The sequence below is a fragment of the uncultured Neglectibacter sp. genome (genome assembly GCA_937958185.1).
Taxonomy (GTDB): Bacteria; Bacillota; Clostridia; order Oscillospirales; family Acutalibacteraceae; genus Acutalibacter.
The window spans coordinates 1-17,400 of record CALFFN010000028.1; the positions used below are offsets into that span (position 1 = coordinate 1).

A 17,400-nucleotide genomic window follows, 5' to 3' on the forward strand; every position below is an offset into this window, starting at 1 on the left:
AGAAAAGCGAGGCTTTCTACGCCGACCGCATCTTTGCAGCTATTCGACAGCTTATTTTTAATCGTGTCTGCTCTCTGGGAAAAACGCAGCTTCCTGCGCCGACCGCAGGACAGTGTGCGCTTCCTTACATAACCAACAATTAACCGCTAAACTCTGAAAGGACCTCTGCAAATGTATGAACTGATTCCCGTTGCCCGGCGGACCTATTACATCGACTGCCCTGCCAAGATCGGCGTGGTGCTTATGGAAAATAACGGCGTGTACCTCATCGACAGCGGCAGCGACAAGGACGCCGGAAAGAAAGTCAAGCGCATTCTGGAGCAGAACAGCTGGACGCTGCTGGGCATTTTGAACACCCATTCCCACGCCGACCATATCGGCGGCAACCGCTATTTGCAGGAGCAGACCGGGTGCAAGATTTTTTCCGGCGGCCTAGAAGCTGATTTTATCCGCCACCCGATTTTAGAGCCCTCCCTGCTCTACGGCGGGCTCCCCCCGGCGGAGCTGCGGCACAAATTCTTATTGGCGCAGGACAGCGAAGTCACGGATTTTTCCGACGGCGCTTTCCCGAAAGAAATCGAGATCCTTCCCCTGCCGGGGCATTCCTTTTCCATGGTGGGCTTCCGCACGCCGGACAACGTGGTGTTCCTGGCGGACTGCGTCAGCAGCCCTGCCACGCTGGAAAAGTACGGCATTTCCTACCTTTACGATGTGGAAAAATTTCTTCACACCCTGGACGAAGCGGAGCGGCTTTCCGCCGCCCTCTTTATCCCCTCTCACGCTGAGCCGACGGCAGATTGCGGCGAGCTGGTCCGCCTGAACCGGGAAAAGGTTCTGGAAATCGGCGACCGCGTGGTTTCCCTCTGCAAGACGCCCATCACCTCGGAAGCGCTGCTGACCCAGGTGTTCCGGGATTTTTCCCTGACCATGACCTTTCAGCAGCACGCCCTTCTGGGCAGCACCCTGCGCTCCTACCTGACGTGGCTGAAAAACACGGGCAGGCTGACCTGCGCGATTGAAAACAATATGCTGCTGTGGCAGCAAGCTTAGGGGGACAGTATGGCGATCGAAAAAGTAAGAGACTATTTTTCCCAATTCGGCATGGCAGACCGTATCCGGGAATTTGACGTGTCCAGCGCCACCGTGGAGCTGGCGGCACAGGCGCTGAGCTGCGAGCCCTGCCGGATCGCAAAGACCCTTTCTTTCCTGGCAGGGGAGGGCACGATCCTCATCGTCGCCGCCGGCGATACCAAAATCGACAACGCAAAATATAAAGCCCAATTCGGCACAAAGGCAAAAATGCTCACCCCGGACGAGCTGGAAGCGCTGGTCGGTCACGGGGTGGGCGGCGTGTGCCCCTTTGCGGTCAACCCGGGCGTGACCGTCTATCTGGACTGCTCCCTGAAGCGCTTCCAAACGGTTTTCCCAGCCTGCGGCAGCAGCAACAGCGCCATCGAATTGACCATTGAGGAATTGGAGCGGTATTCCGGCTTCGCGTCCTGGGTCGATGTGTGCAAGGGCTGGCAGGACTGACAACGGCTCTCAAGAGCCTTAAAAAAACCGGGCAGGGATTTTCCCGCCCGGTTCTTTTATTCTTCCGTCAATTTGCGGCAAAGCTCCTCCAGCGCTTCTACCGTGGGGACGATATGTGTCGCCCCCGCCGCTTCCAGCTCGCCGGCTTCGGCATAGCCGTAGGAAACGCCGATACTGTCCACGCCCTGAGCCTTTGCCCCCAGAATATCCTGCCGGCGGTCGCCGATCATCACCGCTTCCAACTTTGGCGGGTCTCCCAGCTGCCGGAGCACCTCGCCAATCACCTGCGCCTTGTCGGTCATGGTGCCGTCCATATTGGCGCCCACGGTCACGGTAAAAAGCTCCGCCACGCCCCGCAGCTCTATGATCTGCCTGGCAAACTGCAGAGGCTTCGACGTGGCAAGGCACACCTCCGCCCTCTGGGAAAGGCGCTGCAGCAGCTCTTTCATGCCGGGATACAGTGGGCTTTCAAACACGCCCTTTTCCCGGTAGCGCTCCCGGTATTTTTCCACCGCTTCCCACGCCTGCCGTTCCGACAAGCCGTAAAACTCCCGGAAGGAGTAGTCCAGCGGCGGACCCACAAACCGCCGGAGCTTTTCCTCCGGCTCATTGGGAAAGCCAAAGCAGTCCAGCGCAAACTGGGCGCTTTTCATGATCCCCTCGCCGGTGTCCGTCACCGTGCCGTCCAAATCGAATAAAAAGAATTTTTTCATGTGACCTCCTGACAGAAAGGCATAAATCCCGTGATCGCCTTTCTGAATCAAAAAGGCTGCAAAAGCAATGAGAGGTAGACAAACACTGCCTTATCTTCGTCCTGCGCCGCCGCCGCGGGAGCCGCCCCCGCGGGAGAATCCGCCGGAGGAGTGCCCGCCGCCATGGGAAAAGCCGCCACGATGAGAAGAACCTCCCCCAAAGCCGCCAAATCCGCCGAACCCGCCGGAGGGACGTCTGGGAGGTCTTCCCGGCGCAAAGGGACCAGGTCCGCCAAAACCTCCGCCGGGGGGCGGGGGTGGGGGCGGAGGTGCGTACCAGGACCGCCGCCTCCGGCGGTTGGACATCATGCTGCCAAGCATCATGCCGCGCCAGAATCCACCGCCGCCTCCGCCGGTTCCTCCTCCGCCGCCGCGGTGAGAGCCGCGGGAAATCAGCGCGATCACAAGAATCACCACAAACACAATGAGGATAAAGCGGAACACCTTCCAGAAAAAGGAAAACGCCATGCTTCCCATGCCGGAGCTGTATTCATAATGCTCCCCGTCAGCGGTTTCCTCGTATTGGTCGTTATAATCATACCGATTCAGCTCGGCAAGGACCGCGTCAAAGAACTTTTTCACCCCGGCGTCATAATTGCCCACGGCGAAATCCGGCTCCAAATAGTCGTCCAGCAAGCCCTGCATCTGGCTGTCAAAATAGGTGTCGATGCCCTGCCCTGCCTGGGCGTAGTAATTGTCCTCGCCGATCGCCAGCACCAGCAGAATGCCGTTGTTCCGCTCGGAGGAGCCGATCCCCCAGTCGTTGAACAGGTCGTACACATAATCGTCGATGGCTTCGCCGCCCAGAAAATCCACGGCAACAATGACGATCTCCGCCCCGGTGCGGTCAAACAGGTCTTCGTTTTTCCGAATGATCTCCCGCTCCGTCTCAGCGGAGATCACATTCGCCTCGTCCAGCACATACAGGTTCGAGGGGCGGTCTGGCACCGCCGCCAGCGCGGGAACAGAAAGGGAGACGGCGATCACCGCAAAAATAAGGCATTTCGCGAAAAGCCGAACCAAATACTTTCTTTTCATCAGCATAGCTCCTTTTTCTTAATTACAAAGCGCTCTTTCAGCCGCTTATAGTCAGGTTCTCTCTTTGGGGCACTGCCTTATCTCCGCCCCGCTCCGCCGCCCCGGGAACGACCGCCGGAAGAAAAGCCACTGCTCCGCGAAGCGCTTCCACCACGGTGAAATCCGCCGGAGCTTCCTCCGCCATGCGAAGTGCTTCCACCGCTGTGAGAAAAAGAACTGCTAGAACGGTAGGAAGAAGAGCTAGAAGAGCTGCTAGAGTGATACGAGCTGCTCTCAAAACTGGTAGACGAGGAAGTTTCACTGTCCTCATGGTGAGGAATACTTGCTATATTGGAGTGGGAAACGGGGTGGCTTGCAGAACCCGTGATAGAATCACCCTGTCCCCGAGAGCCCCGCCCAAGGCGCGCAGCCCAAATGCAAAAAAGCAGCAGTAGAATACTGAGAATTGTCAGAAAAGGACCGTCTTCACTAACAGCGCTTGCCTGTGCAAAAAATCGTATTCCAAGCACTAGAAAGAGTATTTTGAATGTCCACTTTACTGCTGTTTTCACCCATTGTTTTATGGTTTCCCAATCCCTGTCGGCAGCTTTCCAAATTGCCCGCAAGATTATAACTAGAATAGCCAGCGCACCGCCTGCCAAAATAATTTGATAAACGATTTGCCCTACCGAAATGTTAGAAGCTGCTCTGCCTTTTCCCACATCGGTTTCGTCCCATACAAAGCCCTGGTTGTATTTGTCATTGTAGGAGTAATTCTTTAATTCAGCTAATGTAGCCCTGAAAAATTTTTGTACGGCGGAATCGTATCTCCCCGCGTCATAGTCATCGTAAAAATAATCTTCCAGCATGGCTTCCAGCTTTGCGCCGGTAAAATACCCATCGATCCCGGACCCCGGTAAGGCGTAGCACTTGTTCTGCCCTACCGCAAACACCAGCAGCAGACCGTTGTTGCGTTCTTTCGAGCCAATGCCCCAATCGTTAAACAGATCATACGCGTAATCGTCCGCTGCCTTTCCGTCCATAAAATCTACGGCAACAACAACGATCTCTGCCCCGGTTTCTCGGAACAGTTTTTGATTTTCAGAAATAATCTCCCGCTCTGTGTCCGAGAAGGAAAGAACGCCAGCTTTGTCCAGCACATACTGATTTTCAGGTCGATTCGGTACCGCTGCCAGCGCGGGGATAGGCAGAACCGATGCCAGAAGCACAAAAAGCAGACCTGCTGCGGCAATCCCCCGTTTCATAAAGTACTCCTTTCAGGAAATACGTTTTTATTCCTGCGCCTTAAAATCTTTGGAAAAAATTTCCTCTCCGTCTTTGTCAAGCTCCTGAATGCGCACGACCCCGTCCGCCCCCTCCACAGAGAAAGCAAGGAATTCGGCAAAGCCGATGAAATTTTTTTCCGTGTCCACATTTTCATCGCTCGCAATGATCTCATCCAGCTCGCGAACGCTCATTTCATCAGCCTTCAGCGTTTCATGGGTATAGGCGTAGATCAAAATATTTCCCTCTGCCAATATTTTCAACTGTACCTGGCTTTCCGCCAGTTCCTCATTCAAGCCTTTCTCTGCCGCGCGGCTATACGGAGACTCCACATACGCCTGCATATTTTGGTACTTCCCGTCGGCGTTCCGATACCCGTCTCCCGTTTCCTCCGCCTGACTGAAAACACCCAGTTTTTCGATTCGGAAAAGCCTTTTCAGCACGCTTCCGGGAAAGCGATCCAGCAGCTCGTTAAATTGCCTGGCGTTCTCGTTGTAGCTGCTGCGTTTCAGATTGCTCTGCGTGGAATTTATCAGTTCAAGATAGGAGCCGAAAAATGCCTGGTCTGTTTCCCATTCCTCCTGCCATTGAGGATAGCTGAGGTCTGTTTCTTTCAGCTCGATCTGCCATAACTGCCCATAAAGCGTCTCTGCCGCAAGGCACAGCTGGTGATAGGCCGCCGCTTCCTCCGGCGTGCCGGACCTGCAGGAATTTTCACAAAAATCCGCCTGATAGTCCAGAGAATCGATATAATTCTGAATCCACGGCACGTATGTTGCATAGTTCTGCGCAAGAGCGACCATATCCCGGACATTTTTGAGTTCCCTGTTCAATCCCTGCGTAACGGCGAACCCACTTTCGTCATGAAAATAATGATTGTCTAAAATATCCGTTCTCTGACGCTTCAAGGAACGGACCCCACCCAGAAAAATGGAAAGCAGGATCACCACTGCCATCGCCAGAGCACACAAAACGCTCTTCGTTTTTCGTTTCATAGCATTCTTCCCTCTATCGCAAAATGGAAGCTGCCTATTTCTCTCCGCCAAACACGCCCATAGGGGAAATCCCCATCAGCTTTGTCAGGGGCTTGGTGGGGGACTGCGCCAGCTTTTCGTTAAATTCCCTGGCGCTGTCATTGTAGCTGCTGCGCTCTATCTTGTCCTGCTCAGATTCAATCTCCGCAATCAGCTGCCGGGGATATTTTTCGTCCTTTTCGGAAAGCTCCACCGTTTCCAGCTGCTCGTACAGCGCCTGCGCCGCTTCTCCCAGCAGGCGGTTTGCCTCTACCTCCTGCTCGAAGCCCTGGAAATCATAGAGGTTTTCCAGATATTTGACCCGGTACTCCAAATCGCCGATGTAGGGGTCCAGCCCAGGGTTCTTTTCCACATAGCGCCTGGCGACCGTCAACAGATTGTTGGCGGCGTCCTCCCGCATATCGATGCCCTGGTAAATGGCATAGCCTGTGCCGTCATAATAATAGCTGTCCATGGCGTCCTCCCGCAGGCGGTCAAAGGAACGGTTCACCCCCAGCGGTACGGAAACGACCAGCAGCCCAGCCATCACAATGGCTCCAATTACATTTTTCTTCTTCATAAAAGCCCTTTCCATGGGTCGTGCCGCGCAGATACGGCGCCCAGCCCTATCTGACGGCGAAACTTACAGCTAGACAATGCAGTGCGGGAAACACCACGTTCCCGCACTTACACGCCCTGCCTTTTTCTAACGACTGACCCTCCGTCACAGCTAACGTTGCGACACCGTCCCGCCTGTCAGGGGAGGCTTTTGAGGCAGCGGTTCAACAATTTACCACTCACCACCGGTCGGGTGGAAAACCAAAAAACAACACAGGCTTTCTCCCCGTTTTGCCCCCGGCGGCTCGCCGGTCTAACAACTAAAAGCTAACAACTTTACTGGTGAATATCCAGCAGCTTCTGCTTCAGCTCGCCTTCCAGCTTGCCGATCTCCTGCTCGGCGGCACGGCGCTTTGCCCTGCCCTCGTCCTGTATCTTCACCACCTCGTCCAGTGTCTGGATCAGGGACTGGTTGGTGATGCGCAGGGTCTCCATATCCACCACGCCGCGCTCGGATTCCCTGGCGGTTTCGATGGTGCTCATCTTCAGCTTCTCCGCGTTCTTGCGCAGCAGCTCGTTTGTCATGTCGGAAACCTCACGCTGGGCTTTTACAGCCTGTGCGGAGTGCGCCACGCCCAGCGCCAGCACCATCTGGCTCTTCCACAGGGGAATGGTGTTCACCAGCGTGGACTGTATCTTTTCCGTCATCAGCTTGTCGTTGTTCTGTACCAGACGGATCTGGGGGGACATCTGCACGCTGACCATGCGGGTCAGCTCCAGGTCGTGAAGCTTCTTTTCAAAATTATCGCAAAGCTGGGCAAAATCGTTCGCCGCCTGGGCGTCCTCCGCCAAGCCGCTCTGTTTCGCCTTATTCTGCATTTCCACCAGCCTGGTCGCCCGCTCCTGCTGGAGCTTCTTTTTGCCGGCGATGATGTACATGGACAGCTCCTTGTGGTAATTCAGGTTCATTTCGTAGAGCTTATCCAGCATGACCACGTCTTTCATCAGCTGCACCTGATGGCTTTCCAGCGCCGCGGCGATCTTATCCACATTGACCTCGGCGGAATCATACTTTGCCTTCATCGCCGTGATCTTATTGCCGGTATTTTTGAACCAGCCAAAAATGCCCTTCTTCTCTTCCTCATCAATGTCAAAGCCCTTGAGCTCTACCACCAGACTGGAAATCTCCTCGCCGATCTCGCCCAGGTCCTTGGTGCGCACCTTGTCCAGCGCCGTGTCGGAGAAGGACGCGATCTTCTTCTGGGCGGCGGAGCCGTATTGCAGCACCAGCGTGCTGTTGGTCAGGTCGATCTTCTCCGCGAACTCGTTCACCGCCTTCTGCTCCTCCGGGGTCAGGCTGGATTCGTCCAGCACCACGGGCTCGGCGGCGGGGGTCTCCTGCGCCTGGGCTTCGGGGTCGAGGGTCAGGGTAGGGGCTTGGGGCTCTTCGGCTTCCAGTGTCAATTTGATTCCGTTATCCATGGGACAGCATCCTTTCCAGTGTGGTTTTTCCTTACTTCTTCTGTATCCAGCTCGGCGGTTCCCTTTTGGAAAACCTGTGCCGCAAAGCGGTTCCTGCGATCAGTCCGGCAGAGCCTCCTACTTCTCGCCGCCGGACTTCCTTTTTTCTTTTTCGTCCACAAAGCCCTCCTGCTTCAAGAGCGTTTCAAACACGGAAATATCGGCGGAAACGTCCATCGCTTCATCGGTAAAGAGCGCGTCCAGCTGCTTTTCAAAAGCGGCGGCTACCGTGTGCATCATGCCCGCGATATTGAACATGGTAGAGGTGATGTTCTCCCCCCGCACCGACTGGGCGGAAAGCCGCTGGTAGCTGTTCAGGAGCTTCAGCGTGGTGGGCAGGTAGTAATTCATGAATTTCCGTATCTGGGGGGCTTTCTCCGGGTGGTCGGCAACGAAGCGGAAAATATCGGCAGAAGCCTTTTCCATACGGGCGATATCCTCTGAGAGGGTCTCCTCGGGAATGGCGTCGTTGGCGGCGCGGAGCTTCTTCAAATAGCGGTTGCCCTCGTCGATGATCTTATCCACCTCGGGGTTCCCCGTTTGAGAGGGCTTTTCCTCTTTTTTCGGCTCCTCCTTGACCTTGGGCTTTTCCGGCTCGATGGGAACAAATTCCTTCTTGCCCCGGAACAGCCTGCCGGACAGCAGGAACACCCCGACCAGCACCAGCGCGAACACGATAAAATGGGAAACCTCATAGAGAGGGAAATTGGCAGCATAAAAGAGCGCCGCCGCCCCGGTGATGTAGAATTTTGCCGGGCTTCCCTTACGCACCAGCTTCATCTGGGGCATTTGAGGCGCGGGGGCGGGATTGACCCCTGCCGGCTTTTGCCCGGGGTGGGTGTTCCGCACAGGCTGGCGGTTGGGCTGGGAGTTTGTCTGCCCGTTGGGCTGTGTGCCGCCATTGTAGCGGTAAGAATAGGAATACTGCCCGTTGGGCTGCGCCCCGCCTGTCTGCGCAGGCTGCCCGGCAGGGCGGGCATATCCCGGGTTCTGCCGGGCGCCGGGAGGCACGGGCTGCTGGGCTGCCTGCTGAACCCGGTTTGTTGCCCGCTTTACCGAAGGGGATATCCCCTCCAGCGCGCTGTTGATGCCGTCGGCGGCTTTCCCCAGCCCCTGGGCGATCTTATCCGCCACGGGAATGCCGGTCTCCTGCAGCGTTTTATATATTTGGGAAGAACGGAACTCTTCCTCCAAGGGGTTTGTACCAGTATGTTTCATTGTGATGACCATTTTCCTCTCTTTGCAGGGCGAAATGCTTTGCGGGTCCAGCCTGCTGAAGCTTCCTTTTCCCGAAGGCTCAAAAAGCATGGCTTTCCCTCAAAATATCAACGCCGGCGGCAAAAATCATATACCCTTACTATTGTACGTGGAAACAGTCCCAGTGTCAACTGAAATCTCCCGGTAACAGCTGGTTTTTCACCATGCCTTCAAATGGGGTGGACGTTTCCCGCCTGAGGGTACAGCCGCCGGACCTCATCGCCGGAGGCGAGCCCCTGTGTAAACGCCGTGGCGGATCCGGCGCACACGCCCCAGCGCAAAGCGCCCTCCAGCGTGCCGTGGAGCTGCCAGCCGTACAAAAAGCCTGCCACCATGGAATCCCCTGCCCCAACGGTGGAAACGGCTTCCCCTCTCGCCGCCCGGCAGAACAGCCGCCTGCCGTCCTCGCACAGCAGCAGCGCCCCCTTGCTCCCCATGGAGACCGCCACGTTCCGCGCCCCCAGCTTTTGCAGCTCGGCGGCGCATTCCGCCGCGGCAGCCGTGTCGGTGAGCGTGACGCCGAACAGCCCGCCCAGCTCTTCCAGATTTGGCTTTATCAGGAAGGGCTTATATGGCAGGACCGCCCGAAGCGCTTCCCCGGTGGTGTCCACCACGGTGAGCAGTTCTTTTCCCGCCGCTTTTTGCAGCAGCCTTCCGTAGGTGTTTTTCGGCAGGGAAGCCGGCAGGCTGCCCGCCAGCACCAAGGCGTCGCCGGGCTGCAGGATATCCAGCTTTTCCATCAGCCGCTCCACCGCTTCCGGCGGCACCGCCGTGCCCGCACCGTTCAGGTCTGTTTCCACTCCGTCCGGGGTGCGTATTTTTACATTGAAGCGGGTATTGCCCTCAGGCAGGAGAAGGAAATCCGTTTTGCAGCCCGCCTGTTCTGCCAATCGGACAAGCTCCTTGCCGGAAAAGCCCGCCCCGATCCCCATGGCGACCGTTTCCAGCCCCAGGGAGGACAGCAGCAGAGAAATATTCACGCCCTTGCCGCCGGGGTAAAACAGGCAGTCCCCATAATGGTTGATGGCGCCCAGCTCCAGCTGCTCCGGGGTCAGGTAACAGTCCAGCGCGGGGTTCAATGTCACGGTAGCTATCAGCATACTCTCACAACCTTACAGCTTTCTTACGAATATTTTATCATTTTGAAAAAATTTTTTCAAATCATGATTTTCTGGTATTTTCCCCGCAAAGCAGGACAGGCTAAAGGACAGCGAAAGCCAAAAATGTCCCACAAAGAAAGGAGCTTTTTTCAAATGTATAAAAGTAAAATTCTCCCGCTTCTGCTGTGCGCCGCGCTGGCTCTCCTGCTGACAGGCTGCAGCGGCAACGGGGCAGGCAGTACCGTAAGCAACGCTGCCTCCAAGGTAGGAAGCGCCATTTCCAACGCCGGGGAAAACCTGAGCAGTGCCGGAAGCAGGATGGAGTCTGACCGAAACGATTCTTCGGGCAACAATTCCACCGGCTCCCATACCTCCAGCCGGGACGATACCGTTTCCGGGGAAAACAGCGACCTGTTTTCCAGAGACGACGACGCCAGCCGGGTAGACAGCGACCCCTCCAATCTGGATCCCTCCGCGTCGAACAGCAGCAATTCCTCCAACCTTTCCTGAGTGAATTTTTGAAACAGGAGCTTTCCCCGCCGCAGAATATGCGGCGGGGTCTTTATTATGCTCTATGCGCCGCTTTTGTGAAACACCTGCCGTTGCCGTTGAAATCCCCCGTTTTCCATGATATACTTAGTTTTGTTTGCACGGTCTACGGACAGAGGGGGGAAAAGCTTGTCTCGCATTCTTTGCGCCATTTTTGATGTAGACGGTACGCTGCTGGACTCCATGCCCATGTGGCAGGAGATCACCTATGAATATGCGGCGTCCAAAGGGGTGATCGCCCCGGCGGGGCTGCACCGGGAACTGAACCGGCTGAGCATCGAACAGTGCGCCGACCTGTACCGCTCCCTGGGGGTGCCCGGCAGCACGGAACAGGTAGTGGCGGAGCTGGCGGACTGGGCTTACCGGGGCTATCGCGACCGGGTGCCGCCCAAGCCCCACGCGGTGGAGTTTGTCCGGCTGCTGCGGGAAAACGGGATCAAAATTGCCATTGCCACCGCTTCAGAGGAGAAAGGCATCTGGGCGGCGTTTGACCGGGCGGGCATTTCACCCTATATTGATTTTTTCACCACCTGCACCAAGGTGGGGAAAGGCAAAAAATTTCCCGATATTTTTCTCCGCTGCGGGTCGGAATTTGGCGCGCTGCCGGAGGAATGCGTTGTTTTTGAGGATTCCGCGTACGCCCTGCGCACGGCAAGGGACGCCGGGTTCACCACTGTTGCCGTAGCGGACGGCATTTCCATGGACGGCGGCGTGGAGGAGGAGACCCCTGCGGGGATCGCCGCCTTAGCGGACCGCTGCATTTCCGATTTTGAAGAGCTTATCCGGGATCTTACGCCCCTGGAAGAGCCGCTGTCCGGCGATTTTTTCAAAAATTCCTGAAAAGCCTATTGCGCATATTTACTGTTTCGGGCTTTTACAGCGCCCGAAGCCTGGAGGAGGAACCTGTTTTTCATGTCACAGCCTCGTAAAAAATACATAGGAGACAAAGCCTTTTACGCCCGGGTCATGCAGTTGATCCTGCCCATGATCGCCCAGCAGGGCATTACCCAGTTCGTGAACCTGCTGGACAACGTGATGGTGGGGCGGCTGGGCACAGCGCCCATGTCCGGCGTTGCCATTGTCAACCAGATCGTATTCATCTTTAACCTGACCATTTTCGGCGGGCTTTCCGGCGCTTCCATTTTCGGCGCGCAGTTTTTCGGAAAGGGAGACCACAAGGGTCTGCGGGATTCCTTCCGCTTCCGTATCCTCTTTGCTTTCGGAGTGCTGGTGCTGGGGATCGGCGTGTTCCTGCTGTTCGGCGAGCAGCTGTTTGGGCTGTATCTGAACGAGGGGGCTTCCAGCGCCGCGGATATCGCCGCCACGCTGAACTATGCCAAGGAATACATGAACGTCATGCTGTGGGGGCTGCTGCCCTTTGTGGCGGTGCAGTGCTTTTCCAGCGTCCTGCGGGATTCCGGCGAGACCGTTTCCCCCATGATCGCCAGCGTCATTGCCATTCTGGTGAACCTGGTGCTCAACTATCTGCTGATCTTCGGCAGCTTCGGCTTCCCCAAATTGGGCGTGGTGGGCGCCGCCCTGGCAACGGTGATCGCCCGGTACCTGGAAGCGGTCTACCTCATTGCCAGGACTTATCGGCACAAGAAAAAATACCCCTTTCTGGAGGGGGCTTTCCGCAGCTTCCGGGTGCCCCTGCCCCTTGTGAAGCGTATTGCCGTTACCGGCACGCCCCTGCTCTTAAACGAGCTGCTGTGGTCCATGGGCATGGCTGCGATCCAGGTCTGCTACGCCACCAGAGGGCTTACCGCCGTGGCCGCCTGCAACATTGAAGCCACCATCTACAACCTGTTTTCCATTCTGGTCATGGCTTCCGGCAACGCCATCGGCATCATGTCCGGGCAGATGCTGGGGGCAAACGACATTGAGGGCGCAAAGGATTCCGTTCGGAAAATGCTTTTCCTGACGGTCGCCGTCAATTTGGCGGTGGGCATTATCGTCATTGCCACAGCCCCTGTGATCCCCCAGATCTACAACACCGAGCCTGTCGTGCGGGAAACCGCCACCAGGCTTTTGATGGTCATTGGCTGCTTCATGCCGCTGATGTCCTATATCAACGGGTGTTATTTCACCATTCGCTCCGGCGGCAGGACCTTCATCACCTTCCTGTTCGACTGTGTGTTCACCTGGGTGGTGTGCCTGCCCATCGCCTACCTGACCTGCACCTTCACCAGCCTTTCCGTGGTGGGCGTGTTCTTCTGCGTCCAGTGCGCGGACTTTATCAAGGTCATCATCGGCGCGGCAATGATACATTCGGGCATTTGGGCAAATAATATTGTGGCGGAAAAGCAGAGCGGTCAGGAAAGTTGATTCAGGGGCTTTCGCGGCACAATTTTTAGAAACCGAAAAAAGGGGTAAGCATAGCATGAAGCATTCAAACGGGCTGGAGGAAGCGTATCCTTATCGCTATGAAATGCACTGCCACAATTCCCGGTGCAGCGCCTGCGCCGTCAGCGGGCCGGAAGAAATGGCAAGGGCATACTACAACGCGGGCTACGCCGGCATAGTGGTCACCGACCACTTTCTCCGGGGCAACACGGCGGTGGACCGTTCCCTTCCCTGGGAAGAAAAAATGCGGGAATATTACGGCGCTTATGAAGCCGCCAAAGCATGGGCGGCGGGCAAGGATTTCGACGTGCTGTTCGGGCTGGAGCACTATTACGGCTCCGGCAAGGAGGTGCTCACCTATGGGATCGACCTGCCTTTTTTGCTCGCCCACCCGGACATTGACAAGCTTCCCCTTTCCGAATACGCCCGGCTGGTGCATGAGGCGGGCGGCTTCCTGTCCATGGCGCACCCATTTCGGGACAGGAGCTACATCGACATGACCGTGCAGCCCCAGCCGGAATATCTGGACGCGGTAGAAATCTACAATTTCTACAACAAGCCGGCGGAAAATGACGAAGCCGCTGTTTACGCCAGGCGGCACGGCTTGCTGACCACCTCCGGCGGCGACGAACACCGGGCGGGCGGCGGCTCCATCGGCAAAGCGGGCGTCGCCCTGAAGCACCGGGCAGCTACCGGGAAAGAACTGGTCAGCGCCCTGAAAGCCGGGGATTACTGCGTGATCGTCGATGGCGTACTTTCCCTGCAATCTGTATAAAAAATCGCGGCGATTTCCCCGGGGAAAACTCCGCGTGATTGAAAAACAAAAAAGCCGCCTGTTCCGGGGGATACCCAAACAGGCGGCTTTCTCTATTTCAGCAAATTTTGTAAAAATTCCAGCGCTTTAGCGGCATACCTGAGAGACTGGAAAAAATACGGCTTTGCAAAGCAAAGCTACGGCTCTTCAAACCGGGAGCCGTTTTTCCCGTCCGAGAATACCCGGCGGATCAGCTCGTAAGAATAGCCAAGGCGCTGGAGGGCAGCAAAGGCGCGGCGGCGGACCTTTTCGTCCTCCTCCCAGCCGGCGTACTTCCTGTCCAGCACAGCCTGGATATTTTCCAGAGCCATGTCTTCATCGTCATATTCCAGGAGCAGCTCGTCGATCAGTTCGCTACTGATTCCCTTGAGCCGCAGCTCCTGCCGGACCCGCCCCTTGCCGAACCGCCGCCGGGTAAACAGCTCTTTCGCCAAATCTCTGGCGTAGGCTTCATCGTTTAACAGCCCCAGCTCCTCCATGCGGTCGGCGGCGGCCTGGGCGGCTTCCCGGGAGGCTGCTGTCCGGGCGATCTTGTCCGTCAGCTCTTTTTTGGAGTGGCTGCGGTGCTCCAGCAGGTACAGCGCCTTTTCCTTTGCCCGGCGGGCGTCGGACGCCTGCAGAAGCTGGTGCAGCTCCTCATCGGTCAACTGGTCCCCAGGCTTCAAGCCGGAACGGACAAAAATTTCCGTGTCTATTTTTACGGCGGCTTCCCCGTCCAGATAGAGCTGGGTCAGGCTTTTCCGCCGGGGCTCTGCCGCTGTCAGCTCCATCAGTCGTCGTCCACCGTGATGTCAATGCTCTGCTTGGCTGCCGCCTTGCTCACCGGCGCGGGGGCTTCCTTTTCGGCGGGGGCTGCTTCCGGCAGCTCTACCGGGGTGGCTGCCGCCTTGGCGCCGCCGGACTTCCCGGGCTTTTCATACAGCTTATCCACATTCTCCCGCACCAGCTTTTCCACTTCGGCGGCAACGTCCGGGTGGGTCGCCAGGAACTCCTTGGAGTTGTCCCGTCCCTGCCCGATGCGCTCTCCATTGTAGGAGAACCAGGAGCCGCTCTTCTGAATGATATCCAGGCTGGCGGCGATATCCAGCAGCTCGCCTGTCCGGGAAATGCCGGTGCCGTACATCACATCAAACTCCGCCGTGCGGAACGGCGGGGCAATTTTGTTTTTGACCACTTTTACCTTGGTGCGCGCGCCAATCATATCCGTGCCGTTTTTCAGCACCTCGCCCTTGCGCACTTCCAAACGGACGGAGGAATAGAACTTCAGCGCCCGCCCGCCGGGGGTGACTTCCGGGTTACCGTAGACAACGCCCACCTTTTCCCGGAGCTGGTTGATGAAGATCGCCACGCAGTTGGACTTGGAGATGGCGCCCGCCAGCTTTCTCAGCGCCTGGCTCATCAATCTTGCCTGCAAGCCTACATGGGTGTCGCCCATGTCGCCCTCGATCTCCGCCCGGGGCACCAGCGCCGCCACGGAGTCCACCACGATCACGTCGATGGCATTGGAGCGCACCAGCGCTTCCGTGATCTCCAACGCCTGTTCGCCGGTATCCGGCTGGGACACCAGCAGGCTTTCCACGTCCACGCCCAGGTTTCCGGCATACACCGGGTCAAGGGCGTGCTCCACGTCGATAAATGCGGCGTTGCCGCCCATTTTCTGACCCTCGGCAATGCAGTGCAGCGCCAGGGTGGTTTTGCCGGAGGATTCCGGCCCGTACACTTCGATGATGCGCCCTCTGGGGAGCCCGCCGATGCCCAGCGCCATGTCCAGGGACAGCGACCCTGTGGGAATGCTTTCCACATTCAGGGCAGAATCCTGCCCCAGCCGCATGACCGCGCCCTCGCCGAACTGCTTTTTGATTTGTGCCAGCGCCGTTTCCAGCGCTTTTGCCTTATCTTCAGGCTTGCCGCCGTCCGCCTTGGTGCTGACCGGCGCTTTATTCTTTTCTGCCATTCCAGTATCCTCCTGTTTTCCGAAAGGGTCGATCGCATGCCCCGTCTTCTTTCCCTATTATATCGGAAGTTTTCGGGAAAAGCAATGGGTTTTGGCAAATTTTGCGAACAAATGTTTTAATTTTCTCCCGCCCGGCTCCTCAAGCCTTCTCCCGGCGCTGCAAGCCGGAGGAATCCAGCTCGTACAGCACATCGCAGACTTCCTCGATATATTTCCTGTCGTGGGACACGCTGAGAATACAGCCGCCAAATTCCCGCAGGATCTGTCGGATCACCGGACCTGACAGGGGGCTGAAGTTCCGGGTGGGTTCGTCCAATATCAGCACATTGCTGCCGTCCAAGATCATTTTCAGGAAAAACAGCTTTGCCTTTTGCCCGCCGGAAAGCTCCGCGATACTGTGACCGCATTCCTCCGCCGTATATTTCATGCTGCCAAGATAAGTCTTTACCTTGGTCAGCTCCGCTTTTTCCGCCGATTTCGCCAGAAACTCCACCGGGGTCCGGGTCTGGTCGATGGTCTCGGCATAATCCTGGGGCATATAGGCGGCGCGCAGGTCCTTTCGGGGCAGCAGCTCCTGGGCTATTTTCCGCAGCAGGGTGGTTTTGCCCGCGCCGTTTTTCCCGATAATGCACAGGTGTTCCGCCCCGCGGACGGACAGCCGCAGGTTTTGGGACAGCGCCCTTCCTTCCCCGCCCGGCGCACAGAGCCGTTCCAGCGAAAGGTCCAGCACAGGTTTCCCTGCCGGAAAGGAAATGTCCTCGGAAAAGCCCACCAGAATGGCGTCCTCCGTGTCGGGAAGCTCCGTCATGTCCTGCCGTTCCCGCTCTAAGCGGTGCTCCATGGACTTGACGGACTTCATCTTCTTTTTCAGCAGCCGCCCGCCGCTGGGATTGCCCCGGGAGATGGTATTCAGCTCATGGTCCACCCGCTGGTAGATCTGCCGCCAGCGTTCCGTCTGCTTTCTGTCCTCCTCCCGCTCTTTCCGGGCGACCTGCTCCTGATGGGCAAATTTTTGCAGCCGTTCGTCCACATATCTGCGGTAGCCCATTTTTGCCACCGTCCACCGGGGCAGGGTCTTCCGGCGCAGCTGCTCCATGTGGACGATGACGTTGGCGGTGTTTTCCAGTAGCGTTTCGTCATGGGAAATATACAAAATTGGCTGGGGGCAGTCCCGGATAAAGCTTTCCAGCCATTCCAGCGTGTCGATGTCCAGATCGTTGGAGGGTTCGTCCAGCAGGTAGCAGTCCGGGCGGCGCAGGGTGAGCAGCGCCATTTGCAGCTTTACCTTTTCGCCGCCGGAGAAAGTGGCGAGCCTGCGGTCGGAATAGAATAATTCCTGGGGAAAGCCCAGCGCCGCCGCGGCGTCCGCCAGCTCCTTGGGAGAGCTGTCCAGAAAAGCGGACTCCTGACAGCAAAATTCATAGGCGGTTTTTTCCTTTTCCTCCGGGGTCAGTTCCTGGGGCAGGTAGGCAAGGATCAGTCCGCTTTTTCGGATAGTCCCGCTCCATTCCGCATATCCCTCCACCAGCGTTTCGTCGTAAATAAGCTTTAGGAGGGTGGATTTCCCGTTGCCCTCCTCGCCGATAACGGCAGCCTTGTCCCCGGGGTTCAGGGTAAAGGTGAGATCCCGCAGCAGGTCCCGCAGGTCTTTTTTCATGGATAAGTTCAAATGCTCCAGTTGCAGCATACGCATACCTCCTCT

At 57.0% G+C, this 17,400-nt stretch carries 17 protein-coding genes; 6 read left to right on the forward strand and 11 right to left on the reverse strand.

Going from position 1 to position 17,400, the window contains the following annotated elements; all coding sequences use genetic code 11:
• The first annotated feature begins 171 nt into the window (after window positions 1–171).
• Both AB8996_RS09140 and AB8996_RS09145 read left to right on the forward strand, forming a co-directional pair.
• Window positions 172–1,050 (forward strand): MBL fold metallo-hydrolase, encoded by an 879-nt coding sequence (locus AB8996_RS09140; protein ID WP_369298670.1) that lies wholly within the window; start codon window positions 172–174, stop codon window positions 1,048–1,050.
• Between the two features lie 9 nt (window positions 1,051–1,059).
• Window positions 1,060–1,533, forward strand: coding sequence for a YbaK/EbsC family protein (locus AB8996_RS09145; RefSeq protein ID WP_369298671.1), 474 nt, complete (start codon window positions 1,060–1,062; stop codon window positions 1,531–1,533).
• 56 nt (window positions 1,534–1,589) lie between these two features.
• Here AB8996_RS09145 and AB8996_RS09150 read toward each other — a convergent pair whose 3' ends face one another.
• The 8 genes from AB8996_RS09150 to pfkB all read right to left on the reverse strand — a co-directional run bounded on the left by AB8996_RS09150 (window position 1,590) and on the right by pfkB (window position 10,035).
• Complete coding sequence (locus AB8996_RS09150; protein ID WP_369298672.1) at window positions 1,590–2,246, reverse strand: HAD hydrolase-like protein; 657 nt, start codon at window positions 2,244–2,246, stop codon at window positions 1,590–1,592.
• A 90-nt stretch (window positions 2,247–2,336) separates the two neighbouring features.
• A complete protein-coding gene (locus AB8996_RS09155; protein WP_369298673.1) occupies window positions 2,337–3,323 on the reverse strand; it encodes a YgcG family protein in 987 nt (328 codons plus the stop codon).
• A 77-nt stretch (window positions 3,324–3,400) separates the two neighbouring features.
• Entirely contained in the window at window positions 3,401–4,567 is a 1,167-nt protein-coding gene (locus AB8996_RS09160) for a YgcG family protein (RefSeq protein ID WP_369298674.1), read from the reverse strand.
• A 27-nt stretch (window positions 4,568–4,594) separates the two neighbouring features.
• Window positions 4,595–5,581, reverse strand: coding sequence for a DUF4854 domain-containing protein (locus AB8996_RS09165; RefSeq protein ID WP_369298675.1), 987 nt, complete (start codon window positions 5,579–5,581; stop codon window positions 4,595–4,597).
• Between the two features lie 34 nt (window positions 5,582–5,615).
• Entirely contained in the window at window positions 5,616–6,179 is a 564-nt protein-coding gene (locus AB8996_RS09170; protein ID WP_369298676.1) for a hypothetical protein, read from the reverse strand.
• A gap of 314 nt (window positions 6,180–6,493) precedes the next feature.
• Window positions 6,494–7,639 carry a toxic anion resistance protein gene (locus tag AB8996_RS09175; protein ID WP_369298677.1) on the reverse strand — a complete coding sequence of 382 codons (1,146 nt, stop codon included), beginning with the start codon at window positions 7,637–7,639 and terminating at the stop codon, window positions 6,494–6,496.
• Between the two features lie 117 nt (window positions 7,640–7,756).
• Window positions 7,757–8,896 (reverse strand): 5-bromo-4-chloroindolyl phosphate hydrolysis family protein, encoded by a 1,140-nt coding sequence (locus tag AB8996_RS09180; protein WP_369298678.1) that lies wholly within the window; start codon window positions 8,894–8,896, stop codon window positions 7,757–7,759.
• 209 nt (window positions 8,897–9,105) lie between these two features.
• Window positions 9,106–10,035, reverse strand: coding sequence for a 1-phosphofructokinase (gene pfkB, locus AB8996_RS09185; RefSeq protein WP_369298679.1), 930 nt, complete (start codon window positions 10,033–10,035; stop codon window positions 9,106–9,108).
• Between the two features lie 153 nt (window positions 10,036–10,188).
• Between pfkB and AB8996_RS09190 the strand changes: the two genes are divergently transcribed.
• The 4 genes from AB8996_RS09190 to AB8996_RS09205 all read left to right on the forward strand — a co-directional run bounded on the left by AB8996_RS09190 (window position 10,189) and on the right by AB8996_RS09205 (window position 13,705).
• Window positions 10,189–10,545, forward strand: a complete 357-nt coding sequence (locus AB8996_RS09190; protein WP_369298680.1) for a hypothetical protein — start codon at window positions 10,189–10,191, stop codon at window positions 10,543–10,545.
• 168 nt (window positions 10,546–10,713) lie between these two features.
• A complete protein-coding gene (locus AB8996_RS09195) occupies window positions 10,714–11,424 on the forward strand; it encodes an HAD family hydrolase (protein ID WP_369298681.1) in 711 nt (236 codons plus the stop codon).
• Between the two features lie 72 nt (window positions 11,425–11,496).
• Complete coding sequence (locus AB8996_RS09200; RefSeq protein ID WP_369298682.1) at window positions 11,497–12,912, forward strand: MATE family efflux transporter; 1,416 nt, start codon at window positions 11,497–11,499, stop codon at window positions 12,910–12,912.
• Window positions 12,913–12,967: 55 nt separating this feature from the next.
• Window positions 12,968–13,705 carry a PHP-associated domain-containing protein gene (locus AB8996_RS09205; RefSeq protein ID WP_369298683.1) on the forward strand — a complete coding sequence of 246 codons (738 nt, stop codon included), beginning with the start codon at window positions 12,968–12,970 and terminating at the stop codon, window positions 13,703–13,705.
• A 176-nt stretch (window positions 13,706–13,881) separates the two neighbouring features.
• Here the strand turns inward: AB8996_RS09205 and AB8996_RS09210 are convergent, their stop codons facing one another.
• The 3 genes from AB8996_RS09210 to AB8996_RS09220 form a co-directional block, all read right to left on the reverse strand.
• The gene (locus AB8996_RS09210) at window positions 13,882–14,514 is read right to left on the reverse strand and encodes a regulatory protein RecX (protein WP_369298684.1); all 633 of its coding nucleotides are present in this window, start codon (window positions 14,512–14,514) and stop codon (window positions 13,882–13,884) included.
• Window positions 14,514–15,698 carry a recombinase RecA gene (gene recA, locus AB8996_RS09215; RefSeq protein ID WP_369298685.1) on the reverse strand — a complete coding sequence of 395 codons (1,185 nt, stop codon included), beginning with the start codon at window positions 15,696–15,698 and terminating at the stop codon, window positions 14,514–14,516. Before recA ends, AB8996_RS09210 begins: the two co-directional genes overlap by 1 nt.
• Before the next feature lie 139 nt (window positions 15,699–15,837).
• Complete coding sequence (locus AB8996_RS09220) at window positions 15,838–17,385, reverse strand: ATP-binding cassette domain-containing protein (RefSeq protein ID WP_369298686.1); 1,548 nt, start codon at window positions 17,383–17,385, stop codon at window positions 15,838–15,840.
• Between the last annotated feature and the right edge of the window lie 15 nt (window positions 17,386–17,400).

Bases quoted from the DNA above. Each gene is read 5' to 3' on its own strand.
- AB8996_RS09155 (WP_369298673.1), bottom strand. From the start codon at position 3,323: ATGAAAAGAAAGTATTTGGTTCGGCTTTTCGCGAAATGCCTTATTTTT.
- AB8996_RS09190 (WP_369298680.1), top strand. From the start codon at position 10,189: ATGTATAAAAGTAAAATTCTCCCGCTTCTGCTGTGCGCCGCGCTGGCT.
- AB8996_RS09210 (WP_369298684.1), bottom strand. From the start codon at position 14,514: ATGGAGCTGACAGCGGCAGAGCCCCGGCGGAAAAGCCTGACCCAGCTC.
- AB8996_RS09140 (WP_369298670.1), top strand. From the start codon at position 172: ATGTATGAACTGATTCCCGTTGCCCGGCGGACCTATTACATCGACTGC.
- AB8996_RS09165 (WP_369298675.1), bottom strand. From the start codon at position 5,581: ATGAAACGAAAAACGAAGAGCGTTTTGTGTGCTCTGGCGATGGCAGTG.
- AB8996_RS09200 (WP_369298682.1), top strand. From the start codon at position 11,497: ATGTCACAGCCTCGTAAAAAATACATAGGAGACAAAGCCTTTTACGCC.
- AB8996_RS09220 (WP_369298686.1), bottom strand. From the start codon at position 17,385: ATGCTGCAACTGGAGCATTTGAACTTATCCATGAAAAAAGACCTGCGG.
- recA (WP_369298685.1), bottom strand. From the start codon at position 15,698: ATGGCAGAAAAGAATAAAGCGCCGGTCAGCACCAAGGCGGACGGCGGC.
- AB8996_RS09150 (WP_369298672.1), bottom strand. From the start codon at position 2,246: ATGAAAAAATTCTTTTTATTCGATTTGGACGGCACGGTGACGGACACC.
- AB8996_RS09205 (WP_369298683.1), top strand. From the start codon at position 12,968: ATGAAGCATTCAAACGGGCTGGAGGAAGCGTATCCTTATCGCTATGAA.
- AB8996_RS09170 (WP_369298676.1), bottom strand. From the start codon at position 6,179: ATGAAGAAGAAAAATGTAATTGGAGCCATTGTGATGGCTGGGCTGCTG.
- AB8996_RS09180 (WP_369298678.1), bottom strand. From the start codon at position 8,896: ATGAAACATACTGGTACAAACCCCTTGGAGGAAGAGTTCCGTTCTTCC.
- pfkB (WP_369298679.1), bottom strand. From the start codon at position 10,035: ATGCTGATAGCTACCGTGACATTGAACCCCGCGCTGGACTGTTACCTG.
- AB8996_RS09145 (WP_369298671.1), top strand. From the start codon at position 1,060: ATGGCGATCGAAAAAGTAAGAGACTATTTTTCCCAATTCGGCATGGCA.
- AB8996_RS09175 (WP_369298677.1), bottom strand. From the start codon at position 7,639: ATGGATAACGGAATCAAATTGACACTGGAAGCCGAAGAGCCCCAAGCC.
- AB8996_RS09160 (WP_369298674.1), bottom strand. From the start codon at position 4,567: ATGAAACGGGGGATTGCCGCAGCAGGTCTGCTTTTTGTGCTTCTGGCA.